At 69.8% G+C, this 19,245-nt stretch carries 20 protein-coding genes and 1 pseudogene; 6 read left to right on the top strand and 15 right to left on the bottom strand.

Annotated elements, in window-relative coordinates:
* The coding region (locus VGE49_RS07140) for a class II fructose-bisphosphate aldolase (protein ID WP_331033870.1) at positions 1 to 376 on the top strand (376 nt) is incomplete at its 5' end.
* 49 nt (positions 377 to 425) lie between these two features.
* Here VGE49_RS07140 and VGE49_RS07135 read toward each other — a convergent pair.
* Positions 426 to 1,064, bottom strand: coding sequence for a DUF2799 domain-containing protein (locus tag VGE49_RS07135; protein WP_331033869.1), 639 nt, complete (start codon positions 1,062 to 1,064; stop codon positions 426 to 428).
* Positions 1,065 to 1,140: 76 nt separating this feature from the next.
* Between VGE49_RS07135 and VGE49_RS07130 the strand changes: the two genes are divergently transcribed.
* The gene (locus VGE49_RS07130; protein WP_331033868.1) at positions 1,141 to 2,142 is read left to right on the top strand and encodes an RluA family pseudouridine synthase; all 1,002 of its coding nucleotides are present in this window, start codon (positions 1,141 to 1,143) and stop codon (positions 2,140 to 2,142) included.
* Between the two features lie 227 nt (positions 2,143 to 2,369).
* Positions 2,370 to 3,254, top strand: a complete 885-nt coding sequence (gene rpoH / locus VGE49_RS07125; RefSeq protein ID WP_331033867.1) for an RNA polymerase sigma factor RpoH — start codon at positions 2,370 to 2,372, stop codon at positions 3,252 to 3,254.
* Positions 3,255 to 3,262: 8 nt separating this feature from the next.
* Here rpoH and VGE49_RS07120 read toward each other — a convergent pair whose 3' ends face one another.
* The 8 genes from VGE49_RS07120 to VGE49_RS07085 form a co-directional block, all read right to left on the bottom strand.
* Positions 3,263 to 4,069 carry a response regulator gene (locus VGE49_RS07120; RefSeq protein WP_331033866.1) on the bottom strand — a complete coding sequence of 269 codons (807 nt, stop codon included), beginning with the start codon at positions 4,067 to 4,069 and terminating at the stop codon, positions 3,263 to 3,265.
* An 85-nt stretch (positions 4,070 to 4,154) separates the two neighbouring features.
* Positions 4,155 to 5,450: an adenylosuccinate synthase gene (locus tag VGE49_RS07115; RefSeq protein ID WP_331033865.1), complete on the bottom strand. Its 1,296-nt coding sequence runs from the start codon at positions 5,448 to 5,450 to the stop codon at positions 4,155 to 4,157.
* Between the two features lie 78 nt (positions 5,451 to 5,528).
* Positions 5,529 to 6,701, bottom strand: coding sequence for a phosphoserine transaminase (locus tag VGE49_RS07110; RefSeq protein WP_331033864.1), 1,173 nt, complete (start codon positions 6,699 to 6,701; stop codon positions 5,529 to 5,531).
* 37 nt (positions 6,702 to 6,738) lie between these two features.
* Entirely contained in the window at positions 6,739 to 7,647 is a 909-nt protein-coding gene (locus VGE49_RS07105) for a J domain-containing protein (protein ID WP_331033863.1), read from the bottom strand.
* 215 nt (positions 7,648 to 7,862) lie between these two features.
* Positions 7,863 to 11,576 carry a baseplate multidomain protein megatron gene (locus tag VGE49_RS07100; RefSeq protein ID WP_331033862.1) on the bottom strand — a complete coding sequence of 1,238 codons (3,714 nt, stop codon included), beginning with the start codon at positions 11,574 to 11,576 and terminating at the stop codon, positions 7,863 to 7,865.
* Positions 11,577 to 12,014, bottom strand: a complete 438-nt coding sequence (locus VGE49_RS07095) for an NlpC/P60 family protein (RefSeq protein WP_331033861.1) — start codon at positions 12,012 to 12,014, stop codon at positions 11,577 to 11,579.
* A 152-nt stretch (positions 12,015 to 12,166) separates the two neighbouring features.
* Positions 12,167 to 12,820, bottom strand: a complete 654-nt coding sequence (locus VGE49_RS07090) for a baseplate hub domain-containing protein (protein WP_331033860.1) — start codon at positions 12,818 to 12,820, stop codon at positions 12,167 to 12,169.
* 2 nt (positions 12,821 to 12,822) lie between these two features.
* Positions 12,823 to 13,434, bottom strand: a complete 612-nt coding sequence (locus tag VGE49_RS07085; protein ID WP_331033859.1) for a DUF2460 domain-containing protein — start codon at positions 13,432 to 13,434, stop codon at positions 12,823 to 12,825.
* Between the two features lie 82 nt (positions 13,435 to 13,516).
* Between VGE49_RS07085 and VGE49_RS07080 the strand changes: the two genes are divergently transcribed.
* Both VGE49_RS07080 and VGE49_RS07075 read left to right on the top strand, forming a co-directional pair.
* Complete coding sequence (locus VGE49_RS07080) at positions 13,517 to 14,155, top strand: DUF805 domain-containing protein (protein ID WP_331033858.1); 639 nt, start codon at positions 13,517 to 13,519, stop codon at positions 14,153 to 14,155.
* A 101-nt stretch (positions 14,156 to 14,256) separates the two neighbouring features.
* Positions 14,257 to 14,958, top strand: a complete 702-nt coding sequence (locus VGE49_RS07075) for a DUF805 domain-containing protein (protein WP_331033857.1) — start codon at positions 14,257 to 14,259, stop codon at positions 14,956 to 14,958.
* 127 nt (positions 14,959 to 15,085) lie between these two features.
* On the opposite strand, the gene VGE49_RS07070 is transcribed toward VGE49_RS07075, so the two are convergent.
* From VGE49_RS07070 to VGE49_RS07045, 6 genes and pseudogenes are all read right to left on the bottom strand, one after another.
* Positions 15,086 to 15,616, bottom strand: a complete 531-nt coding sequence (locus VGE49_RS07070; RefSeq protein ID WP_331033856.1) for a phage tail tape measure protein — start codon at positions 15,614 to 15,616, stop codon at positions 15,086 to 15,088.
* A complete protein-coding gene (locus VGE49_RS07065) occupies positions 15,609 to 15,692 on the bottom strand; it encodes a hypothetical protein (RefSeq protein ID WP_331033871.1) in 84 nt (27 codons plus the stop codon). The genes VGE49_RS07070 and VGE49_RS07065 overlap by 8 nt, the downstream gene beginning before the upstream one ends.
* Positions 15,693 to 15,831: 139 nt before the next feature.
* Positions 15,832 to 16,101, bottom strand: a pseudogene (locus tag VGE49_RS07060) (hypothetical protein); the annotation flags it as partial.
* A gap of 159 nt (positions 16,102 to 16,260) precedes the next feature.
* Positions 16,261 to 16,728 (bottom strand): YcgN family cysteine cluster protein, encoded by a 468-nt coding sequence (locus VGE49_RS07055; protein WP_331033855.1) that lies wholly within the window; start codon positions 16,726 to 16,728, stop codon positions 16,261 to 16,263.
* Between the two features lie 40 nt (positions 16,729 to 16,768).
* Positions 16,769 to 17,107 (bottom strand): DMT family transporter, encoded by a 339-nt coding sequence (locus VGE49_RS07050; protein WP_331033854.1) that lies wholly within the window; start codon positions 17,105 to 17,107, stop codon positions 16,769 to 16,771.
* Positions 17,104 to 17,694 carry a TetR/AcrR family transcriptional regulator gene (locus VGE49_RS07045; RefSeq protein ID WP_331033853.1) on the bottom strand — a complete coding sequence of 197 codons (591 nt, stop codon included), beginning with the start codon at positions 17,692 to 17,694 and terminating at the stop codon, positions 17,104 to 17,106. Before VGE49_RS07045 ends, VGE49_RS07050 begins: the two co-directional genes overlap by 4 nt.
* A gap of 108 nt (positions 17,695 to 17,802) precedes the next feature.
* On the opposite strand from VGE49_RS07045, the gene VGE49_RS07040 reads away from it, so the two are divergent.
* Positions 17,803 to 19,245 (top strand): ABC-F family ATP-binding cassette domain-containing protein (locus VGE49_RS07040; protein ID WP_331033852.1); only part of this gene is annotated, 1,443 nt, incomplete at its 3' end.

Below are 19,245 nucleotides of genomic sequence, written 5' to 3'. Positions count from 1 at the left end.
GCCGCAGGACCTGCAGGACATCATCAACCAGTACGGCGGCCAGATGCCCCAGACCTGGGGCGTGCCGGTCGAGGAAATCCAGCGCGGCATCAAGCACGGCGTGCGCAAGATCAACATCGACACCGACAACCGCATGGCCATGACCGGCGCCGTGCGCAAACTGCTGATGGAAAAGCCGGGCGAGTTCGACCCGCGCGCCTGGCTCAAGCCCGCCAAGGAAGCCATGCGCAAGCTGTGCATCGAACGCTACCAGCAGTTCGGCTGCGAAGGTCAGGCCTCGAAGATCCGCCCCCTGTCCACCGCCCAGATGGCCAAACGCTACGCCGCCGGCGAACTGGACCCGCACTTCGGCGCCTCGGCCACCAAGGCCGCCTGATAAGGGTCAGCAAGCGCCCGCCTTCACCAGAAGGCGGGCGTCTTCATTTTCACCACACGCCGTATCGTCCGCCGATCGTGCTCAGCACCAGCCGCGCCTCAACCTCGGCGTGGCGCAGGTCGTCCTCCGCCCGGCGGGCGTCACGGCGGGCGTCGCGAATCTCGTCGCGCACCTCGCGGATGCGATCGCGGATGCGCTGACGCTGCTCGTCCGTCAGTCCCTCCTGACGCAGTTCGCGTTGCTTGGCCTCCAGCTTGTCCTCACGGTCGTCGATGCGGCTGATGGCCGAGTTCAGCGCGCTTTCCGCCGAGGACACCGCCTGCTCCACCACATAGATCCGCCGCCCGTCTTCATAGGCGGGCAGGAAGTCGCGCTCCTCGGCCGGCGAGCAGACCCCGCCGTAGCTGTTCCCCTGACGTCCTTGCCGGAAGCCGCTCTCCCAGGTGCAATAGGTCCGCAGCCCGTCCTCGCGCGCCGAAAGATAGGCGCTGGGGTTGGGCGCCGCCCCGAACTTGGCGCAGGCCTGGGCGTGGTCGTCCAGCCGGCTGGGCCGATAGCCCGACAGCCCGTCCTGGTAGCCCTTCTCACCCCAGGCCCCCGCCAGGCACTGCTCCTTGGTCATGGTGGTGCAGCCGGCCAGAACCACGACGCCCGTGGCGGCGACGGCTGCGGCGATCATCAGTTTCATGCCCGTCTCCCCAAGGCTTGGCCGCAAGCAATGGACGATATGACGACCCGCCCGGCAAGCCATGCTATCTCGCCCCATGGCCGATGAACCTTTGCTGACGGAAGACGACGACGCGGAAATGCTCGAAGCGCGCATCGACGCGCCCGGCGTCCGTCTGGACAAGGCCCTGGCCGCCGCCTTCCCCACCCTGTCGCGCGCCCGGCTGCAGGCCCTGCTGGCCGAGGGCGCCGTCCGCCGCGACGGCCAGCCCATCACCAGCGGCTCGGCCAAGGCCCAGGCCGGCCTCTACGCCGTCATCCTGCCGCCCGTCGCCCCGGCCACGCCCCTGCCCGAGGCCATCCCCCTGACCGTCCTGTTCGAGGACGCCGACCTGATCGTCATCGACAAGGCCCCCGGCATGGCCGCCCACCCGGCCCCCGGCTGCGAGACCGGCACCCTGGTCAACGCCCTCCTGGCCCACTGCGGCGCTGGCCTGTCGGGCATCGGCGGCGTCGCCCGCCCCGGCATCGTCCACCGTCTGGACAAGGACACCTCCGGCGTCATGGTCGCCGCCAAGTCCGACCGCGCCCACGCGGGCCTGTCCGCCCTGTTCGCGACCCACGACATCGAGCGCACCTACATCGCCCTGACGCGCGGCGCCCCCACGCCGGAAAAGGGCCGCATCCAGACCCTGATCGGCCGCTCGCCCCACGACCGCAAGAAGATGGCCGTGCTCAAGGGCGGCGGGCGTGAGGCGATCACCGACTATGTGGTCCAGCGCACCTTCGGCCAGCCCGCCAAGGCCTCCGGCGCCCCGCTCGCCGCCCGCGTCGCCTGCACCCTGCACACCGGCCGCACCCATCAGATCCGCGTCCACATGGCCTCCAAGGGTTCCCCCCTGCTCGGCGATCCCGTCTATGGCTCGGGCAGCCCCGCCGCCCCCGTCCGCGCCGCCGTGGCCGAAGCCGGCCTGACCCGCCAGGCCCTGCACGCCGCCGTCCTCGGCTTCGTCCACCCCGTCACCGGTCAGGCCCTGCGCTTCGAGACCCCCCCGCCCAAGGACATGCGAAGGCTGGAAGAGCTTCTGGCCCAGCTTTAAGCGCACGGAGCCTGCGGATTTGATCCGCAACTCACACTGTGCTAATAACTCCTCACCCGTAACGGGTGGCTTGGGAGTCACAGTCACGCCTTCGTGTGACGATCCGCCCCTACACAAGGCGGAACCCCATACCCATCTGGATCGGTTGAGGGGTGAGGTGATGGCGCACGCATGTGGTCAGAGCCGTGGCGCCTGCTCTTTGCTTTCGGTCGGAGGGACCACGTCTAATGGCTAACTCGACACTCGCGGTGATGTCGCCTGAACAGGGACTGTCGCGCTATCTTACGGAAATCCGTAAATTTCCGATGCTCACCAAGGACGAGGAGTTCATGCTCGCCAAGCGTTGGAGCGAGCACCAGGACCCCGAAGCGGCCCACCGCCTCGTCACCTCTCACCTTCGTCTCGTGGCCAAAATCGCCATGGGTTATCGCGGCTACGGCCTGCCGATCGGCGAAGTGATCTCAGAGGGCAACGTCGGCCTGATGCAGGCCGTCAAGAAATTCGACCCGGACAAGGGCTTCCGCCTGGCCACCTACGCCATGTGGTGGATTCGCGCCTCGATTCAGGAATACATCCTGCGCAGCTGGTCGCTCGTGAAGATGGGCACCACCGCCGCGCAGAAGAAGCTCTTCTTCAACCTGCGCAAGGCCAAGAGCCAGATCTCGGCCTTCGAGGAAGGCGACCTGCACCCGGAGCACCTGTCGGCCATCGCCACCAAGCTGGGCGTGTCGGAACAGGAAGTGACCGACATGAACCGCCGCCTCGGCGGCGACGCCTCGCTGAACGCGCCCCTGCGCGCCGACGGCGAAAGCGAGTGGCAGGACTGGCTGGCCGACGACAATGCGGTGTCCCAGGAAACGGCTCTGGCCGACTCCGAGGAAAAGACCATCCGCATGAGCCTGCTTCAGGAAGCGATGGAAGAACTGACCGACCGCGAGAAGCACATTCTCACGGAACGCCGCCTCAAGGACGATCCCGTCACGCTGGAAGAGCTGGCCAGCCAGTATGGCGTGTCGCGCGAGCGCGTGCGTCAGATCGAGGTCCGCGCCTTCGAGAAGCTGCAAAAGGCCATGCGCGCCGCCGCCGAAGAGCGGAACCTGGTCGACGCCTGATCGACTGTCTAGCCCGCCCGGGACAGGGTCTCGGGCGGCGCCAGCGCCAGCACCGCATTGATCGGTCCGGTAAGGCTCGCCTTGGTCGGCGCGCCCGCCGCCAGCGACGTCTCCAGTCCGGCCGCCGCGATGGCCAGCGAGGCGTCGCCGGATTTGATGGCCAGGGCCTTCAGCGTCTCGGCCTGCTGCTTGACCGCGCGAACGGCCTGCATCGGATCATTGTCGAACTGGGCCAGGGCAGAGGCCAGGATGCGCATCGCCTGATCCTTGACCGCCAGCGCCGTCTCGGCGCCCGAGGCCGGCGTGTCGGCCTTGCGCTTGCCCGGCCCGGCGTAGTCGTCGGAGTTGAAGCGGCGACGATCCGGCCCGATGTAGCCCACCGCCTCGACCCAGTCGCGCGGCTTGGTGGCCAGGTTCTCGACCCGGCGGAACAGGTCGCCGCTCGTGAAGGGCTTTCTCAGAAACTCGTGGACGCCGGAATCCCGCGCGCCCTTGATGCTGCTGGCGGTGGCCTCGGCCGTGACCATGATGATCGGCACGCGACGGCACGACAGGCTGGATCGCCGGATGCGCCGCGCCAGCGCCTCTCCGTCCAGCTTCGGTCCCGAACGCTCGGTCAGGATCAGCCCCGGCTCCATTTCGCGCGCCAGATCGATCACCCGCGCCTCGTCGCTCTCCACCGCGACATCACGCGAACCGAACCCCTTGAGCAGGTCGGACAACAGGCGGGCGGCGGCGGGATTGGGGTCGACGATGACCACCCGGCGCACGACCGGGGCGATCTTCTGCATCGTCTTGGCGTCTAAAGCGAACACGGCTCGGCTCCATCTGGAGCCGGCAAGGTAAACTCAGGGGGTTAAGGCGCGGTTTCCCCAATCGGGACGCCGCGCCTCGATAGCCTCAGCCCTGGAAGGGGTCGCGCATCAGAATGGTGTCGTCCCGCTCGGGGCTGGTCGACAGCAGGGCCACCGGCGCGCCGATCAGCTCCTCGATCCGACGCACGTATTTCAAGGCGTGGGCGTTCAGGTCCTTGAAGCTGCGCACGCCGCCGGTGCTCTCGCTCCAGCCTTCCAGCTCCTCGAACACCGGCTCGGCCGAGGCCTGATCCTTCAGGCTGGACGGCAGGTAGTCCAGCACCTCGCCGTTGATGCGATAGCCGACGCAGATCTTCAGCGTCTTCAGACCGTCCAGCACATCCAGTTTCGTCAGGGCGATGCCGTCGATGCCGTTGATCGCCACCGACTGGCGCACCAGCACGGCGTCGAACCAGCCGCAGCGGCGCGCCCGGCCGGTGTTGACGCCGACCTCGCGGCCGACGACCGCCAGATGCTGGCCGACCTCGTCGTTCAGTTCACAGGCGAAGGGGCCTTCGCCGACGCGAGTGGTGTAGGCCTTCACGATGCCCAGGACATAGCCCACGCCGCGCGGCCCGATGCCTGAGCCCGCCGCCGCCTGACCGGCCACGGTGTTGGACGACGTCACATAGGGATAGGTGCCGTGATCCACGTCGAGAAACGCGCCCTGCGCCCCCTCGAACAGCACCCGCTTGCCATCCTTCTGCGCCTGATCCAGCACCCGCCATGCCGGCTTCACATAGGGCAGGATCTTGGGCGCGATCTCCAGCAGTTGCGCCAGCAGGGCCGCCGGGTCGATCGGCTCCAGCCCCAGGCCCGCGCGCAGCGGATCGTGGTGCGAGCGCAGACGGTCGATCTTGATCTTCAGATCGTCTTCGTTGGCCAGGTCGCAGACGCGGATGGCGCGACGCCCCACCTTGTCCTCATAGGCCGGGCCGATGCCGCGGCCGGTCGTGCCGATCTTGGCGCCCGGCGCGCTGGCGGCGGCTTCGCGCGCCACGTCCAGGGCCGGATGGATCGGCAGGATCAGGCAGGCGTTGTCGGCGATGGTCAGGATGTCGGGGCTGATGGCCACGCCCTGGGCGACGATCTTCTCGATCTCGCCGACCAGATGCCAGGGATCGACGACCACGCCGTTGCCGATGATCGAGGGCTTGCCCTGCACCACGCCCGAAGGCAGCAGCGCCAGCTTGTAGACCTTGCCGTCGACGACCAGCGTATGCCCGGCGTTATGGCCGCCCTGGAACCGGACGACCATGTCGGCGCGATTGGACAGCCAGTCCACAATCTTGCCCTTGCCCTCGTCGCCCCATTGGGCGCCGACCACTGCGACGTTAGCCAAGACCGTTTCTCCGCAATCCAGAATGCGGTGGGAGCCTATAGCCCCTGAATCGTCCGGAGTCGCCCCGACCGCTCAGAATTATGCGCTCAGTTCACTGACCGCCGCCGCAAACGCCCATTCCAGCCACGGCGTGGCGTCCACGACATCCGCCGTCTCGACCGTGCAACCGCACCACAACCGCAGCCCCGGCGGGGCGTAACGGTGAGGCTCCATGTCGAACACGGCCCCCTCGTCTTCCAGCAAGGCCTTGAACCGCTTCACGAACGCCTTCTGCCCGGCCTCGTCCATCGCCGCGATGCGCGAATCGACGAACTTCAGACAAACGGAGGTGGTCGAACGGATTTCCGGCCGGTCGGGCAGGAAGGCGATCCAGTCGGTCCGCTCCACCCATTCGGCCAGCGCCGCGTAGTTCCGGTCCGTCCTCCGGATCAGTTCCTTCAACCCGCCCTCGGCCTTGGCCCACTCCAGGGCGTCGATCCAGTCCTCGATGGTCAGGATCGAATAGGTGTTGATCACCACCCCGTCCGCCAGGGTCCGGTCAAAGCCGGTCTTGTCCGTCAGGCGCAGCACCTTGGGGATCGACCGCTCGGGCCGATAGCGGTCCAGCCGGGCCACCGCGCGCGGCGACAGCACCATGACGCCGATGCCCGCCTCGCCGCCCAGCGCCTTCTGGAAGCTGAAGGTGGTCACATCCAGCTTGTCCCACGGCAGGTCCATCGCAAAGGCCGCCGAGGTCGCGTCGCAGATGGTGAGCCCCTCGCGGTCGTCGGCGATCCAGTCGGCGTCAGCCACCCGCACGCCCGAGGTCGTGCCGTTCCACGGAAACACCACGTCCTTGTTCGGATCGACCTGCGTCATGTCCGGCAACTCGCCCCAGGGCGCGGTCAGCACCTCGGGATTCAGCTTCAGGTGGTCGCGCACGTCGGTCGCCCAGACCTGGCCGAAATTCTCATAGGCCACGACCTGCACCGGCCGCTCGCCCAGCATCCCCCACAGCGCCGCCTCGACCGCGCCGGTGTCCGACCCCGGCGTATAGAGCAGCACATAGTCCTCAGGCGGAGCCAGAATCTCGCGCGTCAGTTTCAGGCCATAGGCGAACCGCTCCACCACCGCCGGCGTGCGAATGCCGCGCCCCAGCAGGTTGGTCGGCAGCCCCGCCAGCGACCAACCCGGACGCTTGGCCGTCGGACCGGCGGAGAACCACGGGCGAGCAGGCTTGGCGTAAGGCTTGGCAACGGCTTGGGCGATCATCGTCGTATCCGGCTTGGGGAGGAGATGTAGGGTCGGATCAGCGTCCGGGCTTGTAGGGGCGCTTGTCGCGCCATTCCGTCGCGAACCGGATCAGCTCGTCGTCGGGCGTTTCCGGCAGCGTCACCACCAGCCGGGCCAAAAGATCGCCGCGCTTGCCGCCGGCATAGGCGCCGCGTCCCTTGAGCCGCAGCACCTTGCCGCTGTTCGAGCCCTTGGGGATGGTCATCATCACCGCGCCCTCGGGCGTCGGCACCTGAATCTTGCCGCCCAGCACCGCGTCGGGCACCGACACCGGCAGATCCATGGTCAGGTCCGCCCCGTCGCGCTTGAACACCGGATGCGGCGCGATCCTCAGCTCGATCAGGGCGTCGCCCGCCTGACCCCCGCGTCCCGGCGCGCCCTGTCCCTTCAGCCGGATCACCTGGCCGTCGGACGCCCCCTTGGGAATGGCCACGTCCAGCATCCGCCCGTCCGAGAACTGGATGCGGCGCGTCGTCCCGGCGATGGCGTCTTCCAGACTGACGTCCAGCGTCGCGCGAACGTCCTGACCCTTGCCGCCGCCGAACCCGCGTCCGGCCGTGCGTCCGCCGCCGAAGGCGCCGAACAGCTCCTCCAGGTCGATGTCCTCGAACCCGCCGCGACCGCCCGAGCCCCCGAAGCCCGAAAAACCGCCGCCCGGACGCCCGCCCGGCTGTCCGCCGCCGAAGCCGCGGAACTGCTCGCGCCCGTCGGCGTCGATCTCGCCCCGGTCGTACTTGCCCCGCTTCTCGGCGTCGCCCAGCAGGTCAAAGGCGGCGGTGATGCGCTTGAACCGCTCCTCAGCGGCCTTGTCGCCCGGATTCTTGTCCGGGTGCAGCTCCTTGGCCAGCTTGCGGAACGCCTTCTTGATCTCGTCCGCGCTCGCGCCTTTGGCGACGCCCAGTTCCTTGTAGGGATCGCCAGCCACGTCGAGTTTGCTCCGAGATCAGAAAAGCCAGAGCATCAGTTAAGCCATGCGCCCGCCGGCCGAAAGGGGCGATCCCCCCTTTCCTCCCCATTCCATGGGGAGGGGGACCACGAAGTGGTGGAGGGGCGACGCGAACGGGCGATGGAGCCGCCCCCTCCGTCACGGCCGCTACGCGCCCGCGCCACCTCCCCATCGCTGCGCGACAGGGAGGAAAGTCACAGCCCGACCACCGCCTCCGCCCCCCAGCCGTAGCCCTCGCCCTGTTGCGCCACGCAGACCCGCGCGCCCGCGCCGACACCGCCGGGAAAGTCCGTCGCCAGCAGCCCCGCCGCATAGACCGCCTCCATCCCCTCGACCTCCCAGACCCGCTTCTCCACGCCGTCCTCCAGCACCCGCACGCGAAACCGGCGTGGATCGACCTCGGCGGGTTCCATGTCCCAGCGATCGCCGCCCGTCCGCACGCGCGGCGTCCAGCTCAGCCGCCGTCCCCCGCCCTCGACCGCCGCGCGCAGATGCGCCGGCCGCCAGGGTCTCGCCGACCGCGCCTCCCATGTGAAGACGACCTCGGTGAAGCTCGTCCCGCCCGGCGGCGCTCCGACAGGCCCCGCCCGCCACAGGCGCGGCAGCCCCCGCTCGCCCGCGCTCATCTCCACGCGCGGCAAGGCCCGGTTCAGCACCACGACCAGTCCGCCGACCGCAGCCCCCGCCGCCGTCGCCGCCTCCGTCCCCTGCTGCCCGCGCAACAGGCCCGTCAGCCGCCAGACCTCGCCGCCGACCAGGTCGGCGCGACGATACTGCACCAGTTCCCAGCCCGCCGCCGTCTCGACCGCCAGCGCATTGCCCCCGCTCAGCACCGCCGACGCCGACAGGCTCTGCGGCGCCGCGCCTTCGATCCGCACGACGACGACGTTCGTCTCGTCCCAACGTCCCAGCACGCCCAGCGTCAGCGGCGCCGTCAGCACCCCGACCGTCGCCGGCTGCGTCACGCTCGCGCGCGGCGTCAGGGTCGCCGCGTCCTGCCCGCCGTACAGCGTCATCGGCCGCCACGGCTCGGCGGCGACCACCGCCACCGGCCGTCCGTCGTCCTCCGCGCCCGGTAAAGGCGGCAGGTCCAGCAGCCGCAGGAAGGGCGCGCCCACGATCACCGGCGGCTCGCCGGGCCGCCAGTCGGGCGTGGCCTCGCCCGGCGCGATCCGCACCACCGGCTCCAGCGTCGCCGTCGGCTGCTCGTCCCAGTCCAGCCTTGCTGCGCGCCATTCGCCCGTCCGCCCCTCGACTTCCACCGTATCGCCCGGCTCCAGTTTCAGCGCCTCCAGCGGCCCCAGTCGCACGGTCAGCCGCTCGCCCTCGCCGCCCGTCGCCAGCGCCCGGCGCGCCACGCTCGTCGCCAGTTCGGCGTCGCACACCACCGGCAGGTCGGCGTCCAGCCCGCCCCCGTCGCCGCCCTGCTCGGCCCGCGCCACCACCGATCCGGTCTGATAATCCGCCGTCTCGTCGATGAAGCGCACCCGCGCCGCGCTCGGCCTCGGCTCCAGCGACCGCTCCGCCGCCAGGCTCGCCGCCTCGTCCGGCAAGGCCATCGCCTGGGTCGCCAGCCTCAGCACGCTCGCCTCGTCGCCCGACACCGCCACCCGCCCGTCGCGCTCCGCCGCCGTCGCGCCGAAGGCCGCCAGCAACGGCTCCAGCGCGTCGCGCGTCTGCATCGGCCGGTCGATGACATAGCCCGCCGCCTCGCCCTCCAGCGGCCCGACGACGAAGTCGTCCTCGCCCAGCCCGCCGCGCCTCAGCACCGCCGCGATCAGATCGACCGCCTCGCCGCTCATCCGTCCGTTCAGCCAGTGCCCCGCGCGCCAGGCCCCGGCGTCGGCCCACACATCCTTCAGCGCCGGAAACGCCGGATAAGGCCGCGCGTCCCAGCACCAGGCGTCCGCCCCCTCCAGCATCGGCTCGCCATAGACCGGCGACACCGGATTGTTCTCGGGCCGCGCATAGTGTTTCAGGACCGCCTCCAGCGCCCGGCGCTGCATCCGGTCGTCGCGCGCCCCCGTCGAGAAGGGCGGAAGCGCATTTTCCGAACTCTTGGGGTCCTGAAACAGGTTCGGCGCATTGCCGCCCCGGTCCACCGCCGCACAGCCGAACTCGGTCAGTCGGATCGGCTTCATCTTCGGAACCCAGGCCGTCGGCGTCGCGCTGCGGACCCCGCCGACCCGCTCATGGTGCGGATTCGACCACCACCCCTTCAGGTCCTTGGGCCGAAAGACCCAGTCCTCGCCGTGCGCCGTGTCGCTGATCGGCGTCCGCGCCTGCGCCGCCCGGTCGGTATCGTCGGCGTAATACCAGTCGAAGCCCTCGCCGCCCGCCACCTGTTCGGCCAGATAGGCGGCCGAGGACGGCCCTCGGAACCCGGCCTCGGCGTCCAGCCCCCCGCCGCCGTCGCGCCAGTCGCCCGCCCGCCAGTCGCCCAGCGGCGGATACCAGTCGACGCCGACGTAATCGATATTCGCATCGGCCCACAGGGGGTCGAGATGGAACCGCACCTCCCCGCCCGCCTGCCGCCCGAAATACTCCGACCAGTCGGCGGCGTAGCTCAGCTTCACTCCGGCCCCGACCACCGCCCGGCATTCCGCCGCCAGCGCCCGCAACTGCGCCACGGCCGGAAAGCCGCCGCCCGCGTCGCGCGTCCCTGTCAGTCCCCGCATCTCCGAGCCGATCAGCAGCCCGTCGGCACCCTCCTCGGCGGCGATCGCCGCATAGTGCAGGGCCAGCCGCCGCAAGCCCCAGCCGTCGGCTGCCCCGAACAGGGCCGCGACCTCCGCCACAGCCCCCGCGCCGTCGGTCCCGGTGATCCGCCCGCGCCACGGATAGCCGGGGCAGTCCATGAAGACGAAGGGATAGAGCGTCACCTCCAGCCCCCGGCTCTTCAGCGCCCGGATCGCCTGCCGCACGCTCTCGTCCGACGGCGTGCCGCCATAGGCCGGCCCCGTCCCGCCCTTGCCGTCGTCGACTTGCGAGATCAGGTGCGCCTCGGCCCGTTCCAGACCCGCCACCTTCCATGTCAGCGGCTCGGTCGTCTTGGTGCGGTTCTCCGCCCCCGGCCGGATGCGGCACTCGCCCGCCCGCAGGTCGTCGCCGAACCAGCCGACGACCAGGCTGACCCGCTTCAGCTTCGGCGCCTGGACCATCAACTGGTCCAGCGACACCAGCAGGTCCGCCCGTCCCTCGGCGTGATGCACGTTCTCCGCCGCCGTCTTCGTCAGCCCCTCTCGGCGCATCACCGCCTCGGTCGCCAGGCAGAACTCGCCCGCCCCAGGGATCAGGCAGACCCCTTCCAGCAGGTCCTCCAGCCGCCCCTCGCCCGGCGCACGCCGAAAGACCTCGAAGGCCAACTGCGGCGCCCGGTTGCCGAACGCCCCCAGCGGCAGGTCCTCGAACACCACATAGGCCGTGCCCCGGAACGCCGGCGCCTCTCCCTCGACCGCCTCGATCAGCGGATCAGGCGTCTGGTCCCCGGTCCCGCGATGCACGCGCATCGTCACGCCGGTCAGATCCAGCGGCTGGCCGTCGGCCCAGACCCGCCCCACGCCGTCGATCGCCCCCTCGCCCAGGGCCACGGCGAAGCTCAGCGAATAGGCGTATTCGACCGTCCTCTGCCCGCCCTTGCCGCCCGCGCGCTCATTGCGTTTCTCCAGAAACCGCGCGGCCCAGATCACCTGACCGACCACCCGCGCCCGCCCGAAGACGCAGGCCATCGGCGCCCCGTCCGCCGAGGACTGCAGGTTCAGCGCCTCCAGCCGCGGCCCCTTCTGCCGCGCCGGCGACAGGCTGGCGATCACCCGGTTGTCGATGACCCGCCCGATGGTCGAGCCGATGAAGGACCCGATCGGCCCGCCGATCTGCTGGCCCAGATTGCTCAGAATCACCTGCGCCATTTACGCCTCCCGAGGCCAGCGGAACGCCGCGACCCATCTTCGCCGCCACCACGGCCCCATCCAGCTCTCCACCACCGACCGTCCCCAGTAGGCGTGGATCATCCTCGGCTCCGGCCCGTCGTCGGACGACAGGATGGCGCAGTGCTTGGCCGGACAGCCCGCGCTCATGCGGAACAGCAGCACGTCGCCGGGCCGCGCCGCTTCCAGCGGAACCTCGACCAGCCGGCGCCGCGCCGCCGCCCACAGCATCTCCTCGCCCCCGACCTCGGCCCAGTCGGGCCGATAGGGCGGCGGCGCCTCGGGCTCCTCGCCCACCACCTCGCGCCAGATCCCGCGCACCAGGCCCAGACAGTCCGCCCCCTCGCCCTTCACGCTGGCCTGATGCCGATAGGGCGTGCCCAGCCAGCCGCGCGCGGCGGCGAGAACCGCATCATTCAATCCTCCCCCGCCCTGCGGGAGAGGGGGACCGCCGCAGGCGGTGGAGGGGGCGAGCCCCGTCCGTCGCGCCTGGCCTTCGCCCCCTCCACCACGCTGCGCATGGTCCCCCTCCCCCGTCGCTGCGCGACAGGGGAGGATCGCCTCATCCCCCCTCATCGCCGGCTCCCGCCGTCGTGACGTCCGCCGTCCGCCGGTCGCGCAGCGATGAAGTCGTCGCCCGGAATGTCGGGAAAACCCTGGAAGTTCACGCCGTTGCCGAAGGTCGCGACGCAGGTCGTCCAGCGCTTGTCGCAGCGCCGCCCCGCCACCGCCTCGGCGCTCAGGCCGCAGCGCGCATCGCCCAGCACCGCGTCGCAGGTCCGGCCATAGGTTCGCCCGACGACGCGCTCCAGCGCCGCCATAGGCCCGTCCAGATCGGCGACGAAGGCCCCGGTCTCGCGCCGGAACCGCGCCAGCGTCCCGGCCCACAGCCGCACTCTCAGGTCCGGCCGCGCCCAGTCCACGCGCCACAGCTCGACCCGCGCCCCGTCATAAAGACCCGCGCCGATGTGCTTTTCCGTGATCGCGTCGTCGTCCAGCCCGCCCGAGGCCGACAGGCCTCCCGCCGCCAGCCCGAGCGCGCCTTCGCCCGTCCCCGCCGTCCAGCCGCTGCCCGCCCGACAGACCACGCCGTCCAGCGTCAGATCGCGGTCATGATCGGTGAAGCCCATCGCCGCGCCGTCGCCCCGTCTCAGCACCCAGGCATGGCACAGCATCGCCGCCCCGCTCTCGATGCGGGCGGCCAGTTCGATCGGTATGTCGCGCATGGCTAGACCCGCACCTCGATCAACGGCATGGCGACCATCCGCCCGGCGCCGAAGCTCTCCAGCGTCACCTCGATCCGGTCGGCGTCGAACCGCACCGGCGTGTCGAAGACGAAGCCCGCCGTCACCGCCGCGCCCGGCGTCGGCGGCGTCGCCAGCGTCGCCTCTCCGGTCAGATGATCCAGCACGAAGGCTGTCGTCTCGACCCCGTTGACCGCCACCCGCACCGAACCCTCGACGGGCTTGGCGATCCGTCGCGCATGGTCGCCATAGGCTTTCGTCAGGCGAAACATCCGCCGCGTCCCGTCGCCCGTCCCGATCCTCTGGTCCGTCGCCGCGACCGCCTCGCCCGGCGCGCAGCTCTTGAAGTCGGCGAAGTCGCGGAACCGGAACCCGAACAACCGCCCGCGCCGCGCCTCGAAAAACGCCGTCAGCGCCGCCATGTCGTCCAGCGACCGCAGCCCTGCCCCGATCAGATAGCGCCTTCGTCCCTCGGCCCAGGGCGTCGAGCGCCGCTCGAACCCGGACCCCAGGGTGGTGATCTCGGTCCTTCGCTCGACCCCGCCGGTCGAGCCGAACGCCAGCCGCGCGGGCAGACGCACCTCGTGAAAGGCCATCAAAGACTCCTGTTATCTTGATTTTCCGCGGCAGCCCGTCCAGTGACCACAGGCGGTCCGTTCGACCGCGATCGGGGGCGTCATGCGCGGTGAAATTCTCAGTTACGATATCGTCAGCGGCGAGGGCCTGATCAGCGGCGACGACCTGATGCGCTATCGCTTCTCGCGCGCCGACGTGGGCGGGGCTCAGCAGCCGCTCCCCGGCCTGCGCGTCGACTTCATGCCGATCGACGATCGCGCCGCCCAGATCATCCCCCTGCCGGTGCAGGAGCGCGGCCTGCCGGCCTCGTCCTTCGCGCCGGCCGAGGCGCCGCTCGGCATGTGGGCCTATTTCGTCCGTTGCATCCGCCAGAAATACTTCGACGGCGAGGGCCGCGCCCGACGCCTGGAATACTGGTCCTTCATCCTCTTCGCCTGGCTGACCATGATGGCGGCCTGCCTGCCCTTCTTCTTCGCCGTGGGCCTCGACACCGACAGCGACCTCGCCGTCCTGACCTTGCTGCCGCCGGTCCTGTGGATGGTGTTCCTCATCATTCCCGGCATCGCCCTGGCCTCACGCCGCCTGCACGACGTCGGCCTCTCGGGCTGGCTCTACCTCATCACCTTCGTCCCCTATGTCGGCGGCCTCTTCATGCTGGTCGTGGGTTGCATTCCGTCCCAGCCGCATCCGAACGCCTACGGCCCGGCGCCGCTCCTGACCCAAACTGAGACTCGTTCTTAAAAGCCTGATTTAAGGTCACGCTTCGGCTTGTCTGGAAACCACTGCTCGGTCATGCTCGCCTCCAGGCGGCCTGGGGGCCGTTCAGATCAGGAGACTTGCGAGTGCGCGGTGAAATTCTCAGCTATGACGACGTGTCGGGCACGGGCCTGATCAGCGGCGACGACAGCATCCGCTACGGCTTCGCCCGTTCGGCCATCCAGGCTGGCGGCGTCATCCGTCCCGGCGCTCGCGTCGACTTCGTGCCGGAAGGCCTCGAGGCGACCCAGATCATGGTCCTGGCCGGCGATCCCGCCGCCGCCTTCGGCCAGGCCGCCCACTCGGCCTACGTCGCCCGCGACACCGGCGGCGGCTACGACATCAAGAGCGCCATGCTCTCGTTCAACGGCCGTCTGCGCCGCCAGCACTTCTGGATCAGTTGGCTGATCCTGTTCGGCGCCAGCGTCGTGCTGGGCTGGATTCCCATCATCGGCAACCTGATCGGCCTGGCCCTGATCTGGCCGAACGTCGCCATCACGGTGAAGCGCCTGCACGACATCGGCAAGTCGGGCTGGTTCGCCGTCATTCCCTGGGTCGCCACCGTCGTCGGCTTCGTCATGATCATCAGCGCCGTCGGCATGTCGATCATCACCAATCCCCAGGCCTTCGAGAACGAAGACCCCGAGGCGATGCTGGCGATGTTCGGCTCCATGATGGGCGGCATCGCCGTCATCTTCCTGGTCAACATCGCCTTCCTGCTGTGGATCGGCGTCACCGACAGCCAGCGCGGCGACAACCAGTACGGCCCCAATCCCAAGGGCGAATAGGACTTCCAAGGGGCGCTTTTCGGAGCGCCCCTTTTTCTTCGAGGCCATCGCTCAGCGCACGGCGCCTCGCTGCCTGAGCCTCGGATTTCGGCCATCGCTCTGCGCGCGGCTCTCTGCCTCAGCGCCGCTACATCCTTCGCGCGCCCAGGGCCGCGGCCCGCGCCAGCATCCGCGCGATCTGGGCCTCGGACCGCAGCAGGCCCTGCGCCCCGCCGTCCATGCTGACATTCACCGTCACTCCAGCCCCGCCGCCCATCGGCTCGATGCTGCCCGCGCCCGCCGGTCGAAACACCTCCGGCCCGCGCTCGCCGACCAGATAGGCCCCGCCGCCCAGCACCGGCCCGCCCTCGGCCCGCGTTCCGCCAAAGCTGTTCATCACCGCCGCGATCGCGTCCGACAGGCCGCCCTTGCCGCGCGATCCCGCCGCCGCATTGACCGCGTTCAGCACCGCCCGCGCCAGCTCGGCCAGCGTCACCTCTCCGTCCGCCGCCGCCCGCGTCAGCGACCGCGTCAGGCTCTCGCCCGCTCGCCCAAAGGCCTCCTCGATCGAGGCCGCCGCCCGCTCCGCCGGCTCCCGCAGCGCCTCCAGCGCCGCCGCCGCCTCCGCCGCCTTCACCGGCACGGCGTCGATCCCGTCCGGCCTGAAGCTGTCAGTCATCCGGCCACATCTCCCTCATCCGCTCCAGCTCAATCCGCCCCAGCGGCGCCGCCTGAACCGGCCCCGCCGTCAGCATCCGCCATTCCTTCAGCGACAGCCGCCAGAACCCCTCCGGCCCCACGCCTACGCGCCGCCTCCAGGCCCGCGATGATGTCCTCCGCCATGCCGGCCAGGGTCTTCAACTGCGTGATCTGACGGTCGGTCGGATAGGGCATCGGCTGATCGTGCAGCACGCTGAGGGCGCCGATGGGCTTCCCGTCCGGACCGCTCAGGGTCACTGCGGCGTAAAAGCGCACCTGCGTCGATCCGGTGACCAGGGGGTGATCCTTGGTGCGCGGATCGCTGGCGGCGTCGGTCGCCACCATCACCGCCCCCGGCCCCAGGGCCGCCATCATGGGCGCCATGCTGTTGCTATGGGGGGTCCGCATGGCGCAAAGGCCCGCGTTCGACCGCACCACCGCTTCCTTGGGCGTCAGCAGCGTCACCACCGCCGCGCGGCAGCACAACAGCGTCGCGGCGAAGTCCACCAGCCGGTGGAACGGTCCCGTCGGGCTGTCCAGCGCCTCGATGCTCTTGGTGGTGAATGACAAGTCAGGGCCCTTTCGAAGCCCTCCTTCTCGCCGATACGGCCGAACGAAACGTTATCAGCCGTGGTTTTTCGACCCGCGTTCCAGCATCCACTCGGGCGCCTCGAAGGCCAGGGCGTCCTCCTCCGAGGCCAGGGCCGTCTCGGACACCGTCTGCCTGCGGATCGACACCCCGGCCGTATGCACCGTCTCGGGATCGCCCGAGACCAGAGGATGCCACCAGGCCAGCCCCCGCCCCTCGTGCACCCGGCGATAGGCGCACGACGGCGGCAGCCAGCGCAGCCCCCCGATCTTGCCCGGCGTCAGCTTGATGCAGTCCGGCACGTGCTCCTGACGATTGGCGTAGTCCGAGCAGGCGCACTTGTCCGGGTCGAACAGCTTGCAGTGCACCCGCGTCGGCACGATCTCGCCGGTGTCCTCGTCCTCGAAGCGAATGACGCAGCACAGGCCGCACCCGTCGCACAGGCTCTCCCACTCGGCGGCCGACATCTCGGTCAGCGGTTTGGTTTCCCAGAAGGGTTTCATGGGCGGGGCCTATACGCCGCCCAGTCCGCCCTGTCTCCCTTCAGTGCGCCACGCTCTTGGAGAACAGGTTGATCACCGCCACCCCGCCCACGATCATCACCAGACCGAGAACCGCCGGCAGATCCAGCTTCTGCTTGAACAGGACCAGGCCGATGATCGAGATCAGCACCACCCCCAGCCCGCTCCAGACGGCGTAGGCCAGCCCCACGGGCATCTGCTTCAGCGCGATGGTCAGCAGGTAGAAGGCCAGGCCGTAACAGAGCGCCAGCCCCGCCGTCGGCCAGGGCCGGGTGAACTGCTGCGACGCCTGCAACAGGGTCGTCCCCATGACCTCGAAGCCGATGGCGCCGAGCAGGGCCGCCCAGGTGATCGGGTTCATGCCTCGGCCCCGACCGGCCCCTCGCGCAATTGGGTCCCCGGCGTCATGAAGGACAGCAGGGCCTTGCGTTGCTCGCGCGACACCTCATGGGTGCCGAACAGGTCCGACATCCACAGGCCGTCCGCCATCAGCCGCAGCATCAGGGCGTCGTCCGCCCCCACGGGATCAGTGGGGTCGTCGGCGCTGATCTTCGCGATCCACATCTTCCAGCGCGCCGCCAGCGGGGTCCGCACGGCGCAGGCGGCCAGCACGGCCCGGCCGATGCTGACGTCGCGCGGCGTCACCGGGTCGTTGACCACCGTGCGCAGATAGGCCCGCGCATTGCGGCCATAGGGTTCCGGGTCCTTCGCCGCCTCGGCCATCACCTCGTCGACCATCATCTGGCCCAGATGGTCGATCATGCCTTCCAGCAGGACCTGCTTGTTGGGGAAGTGGTGCAGCAGGGCGCCCTTGCTGAAGGGCAACCGAGCCACGACCGCATCCAGGGTGAAGCCCAGCGCCCCCTTTTCCGCGGCCACCTCGATGGCCATGTCGATGATCTCGGCGCGGGTGGCCTGGGGCGTGCGGCGGCGGGTCTGTGCGTCCATGCCCATTCAATACCGTCCAGACGGTATGTTATCAAGCGATGGCTTGTCGCACCCCCTTCGGTCTATAGGGACGCCCCTTCTTCCCGCTTTATCGGTCGCATCGTCTTCATGGCTGCTCGCCCCCCTCTCGTCGCTCTCAAGGACGTCCGTCTGCAGGACGGCCAGCGCCCGTTGTTCGACGGGGTTGATCTGGCGGTCGAGCCGCGCAGCCGCGCCGCCGTCGTCGGCCGCAACGGGGCCGGCAAGTCGACCCTGATGAAGATCGTCATGGGCCTGATCGAGCCGGATTCAGGCGACCGCGCCGTCCAGGCCGGGACCCGCTTCGCCTATGTGGCGCAGGAGCCGGACATCACCGGCGACACCCTGCTGGACTACGCCGCCTCGGGCGGGGCCGAACGCTGGACCGCCGAAAGCTGGCTCGAGACCTTCGGCCTGTCGCCGTCCAAGTCGACCCAGGGCCTCTCCGGCGGCGAGACCCGCCGCGCCGCGCTCGCCAAGGCCTTCGCCGAGGAGCCCGACGTCCTGCTGCTGGACGAGCCGACCAACCACCTCGACATCCTGGCCATCGAACTGCTGGAGAACGAGCTGGTCCAGGCCCGCTTCGCCGTCCTGGTGGTCAGCCACGACCGCGCCTTCCTGAACAAAGTCACCAACACCGTCCACTGGCTGGACAACCGCCGCGTCCGCACCCTGAACAAGGGCTTTGACGCCTTCGACGACTGGGCCGCCAAGGTTCAGGAGGAAGAGGCCCTGGCCCTCGAAAAGCTGACCAAGACCATCGAGCGCGAGACCGAGACCTTCTACCGCTCCATCACCGCGCGGCGCACCCGCAACGAGGGCCGCGCCCGCAACCTGGCCGCCCTGCGCGCCGAACGCGCCGAGAAGATGAAGGACGTCCCGCGCGACCTCTATCTGGGCGTCGATTCCGGCGCGGTCTCGGGCAAGCTGGTGGCCGAGCTGAAGGGCGTGACCAAGCGGTTCGGCGAGCGCGTCATCTTCAAGAACCTGACCACCCGCGTCATGCGCGGCGACCGTCTGGCCATCGTCGGCCCCAACGGCGCGGGCAAGACCACCCTGGTCAAGACCCTGCTGGGCGAGCTGGCGCCCGACGAGGGGACCATCCGCCTCGGCGCCAATCTGGAACCCGTCTATCTGGATCAGTCGCGCGAGGGGCTGAAGTCGGACATGACCCTGTGGGACGCCCTGACGCCCGGCGGCGGCGACAGCATCATCGTGCGCGGCTTCTCCAAGCACGTCGCCGCCTACGCCAAGGACTTCCTGTTCCAGGAAAGCCAGCTGCGCCAGCCCATCTCGACCCTCTCGGGCGGCGAGCGCAACCGCCTGCTGCTGGCCCGCGCCCTGGCCAAGCCCGCCAACATGCTGGTCCTCGACGAACCGACCAACGACCTCGACATGGACACCCTCGACAAGCTGGAAGAGCTGCTCGAGGGCTATGACGGCACCCTGATCCTGGTCAGCCACGACCGCGACTTCGTCGACCGCCTGGCCACCTCGACCATCGCCATGAACGGGCGCGGCGACATCGTCGAG

The organism is Brevundimonas sp. (assembly GCF_036405315.1).
Classification (GTDB): domain Bacteria; phylum Pseudomonadota; class Alphaproteobacteria; order Caulobacterales; family Caulobacteraceae; genus Brevundimonas.
The sequence above is the reverse complement of the archived record's forward strand: the minus strand, read 5'-3'. Positions and strand labels throughout refer to the sequence as shown.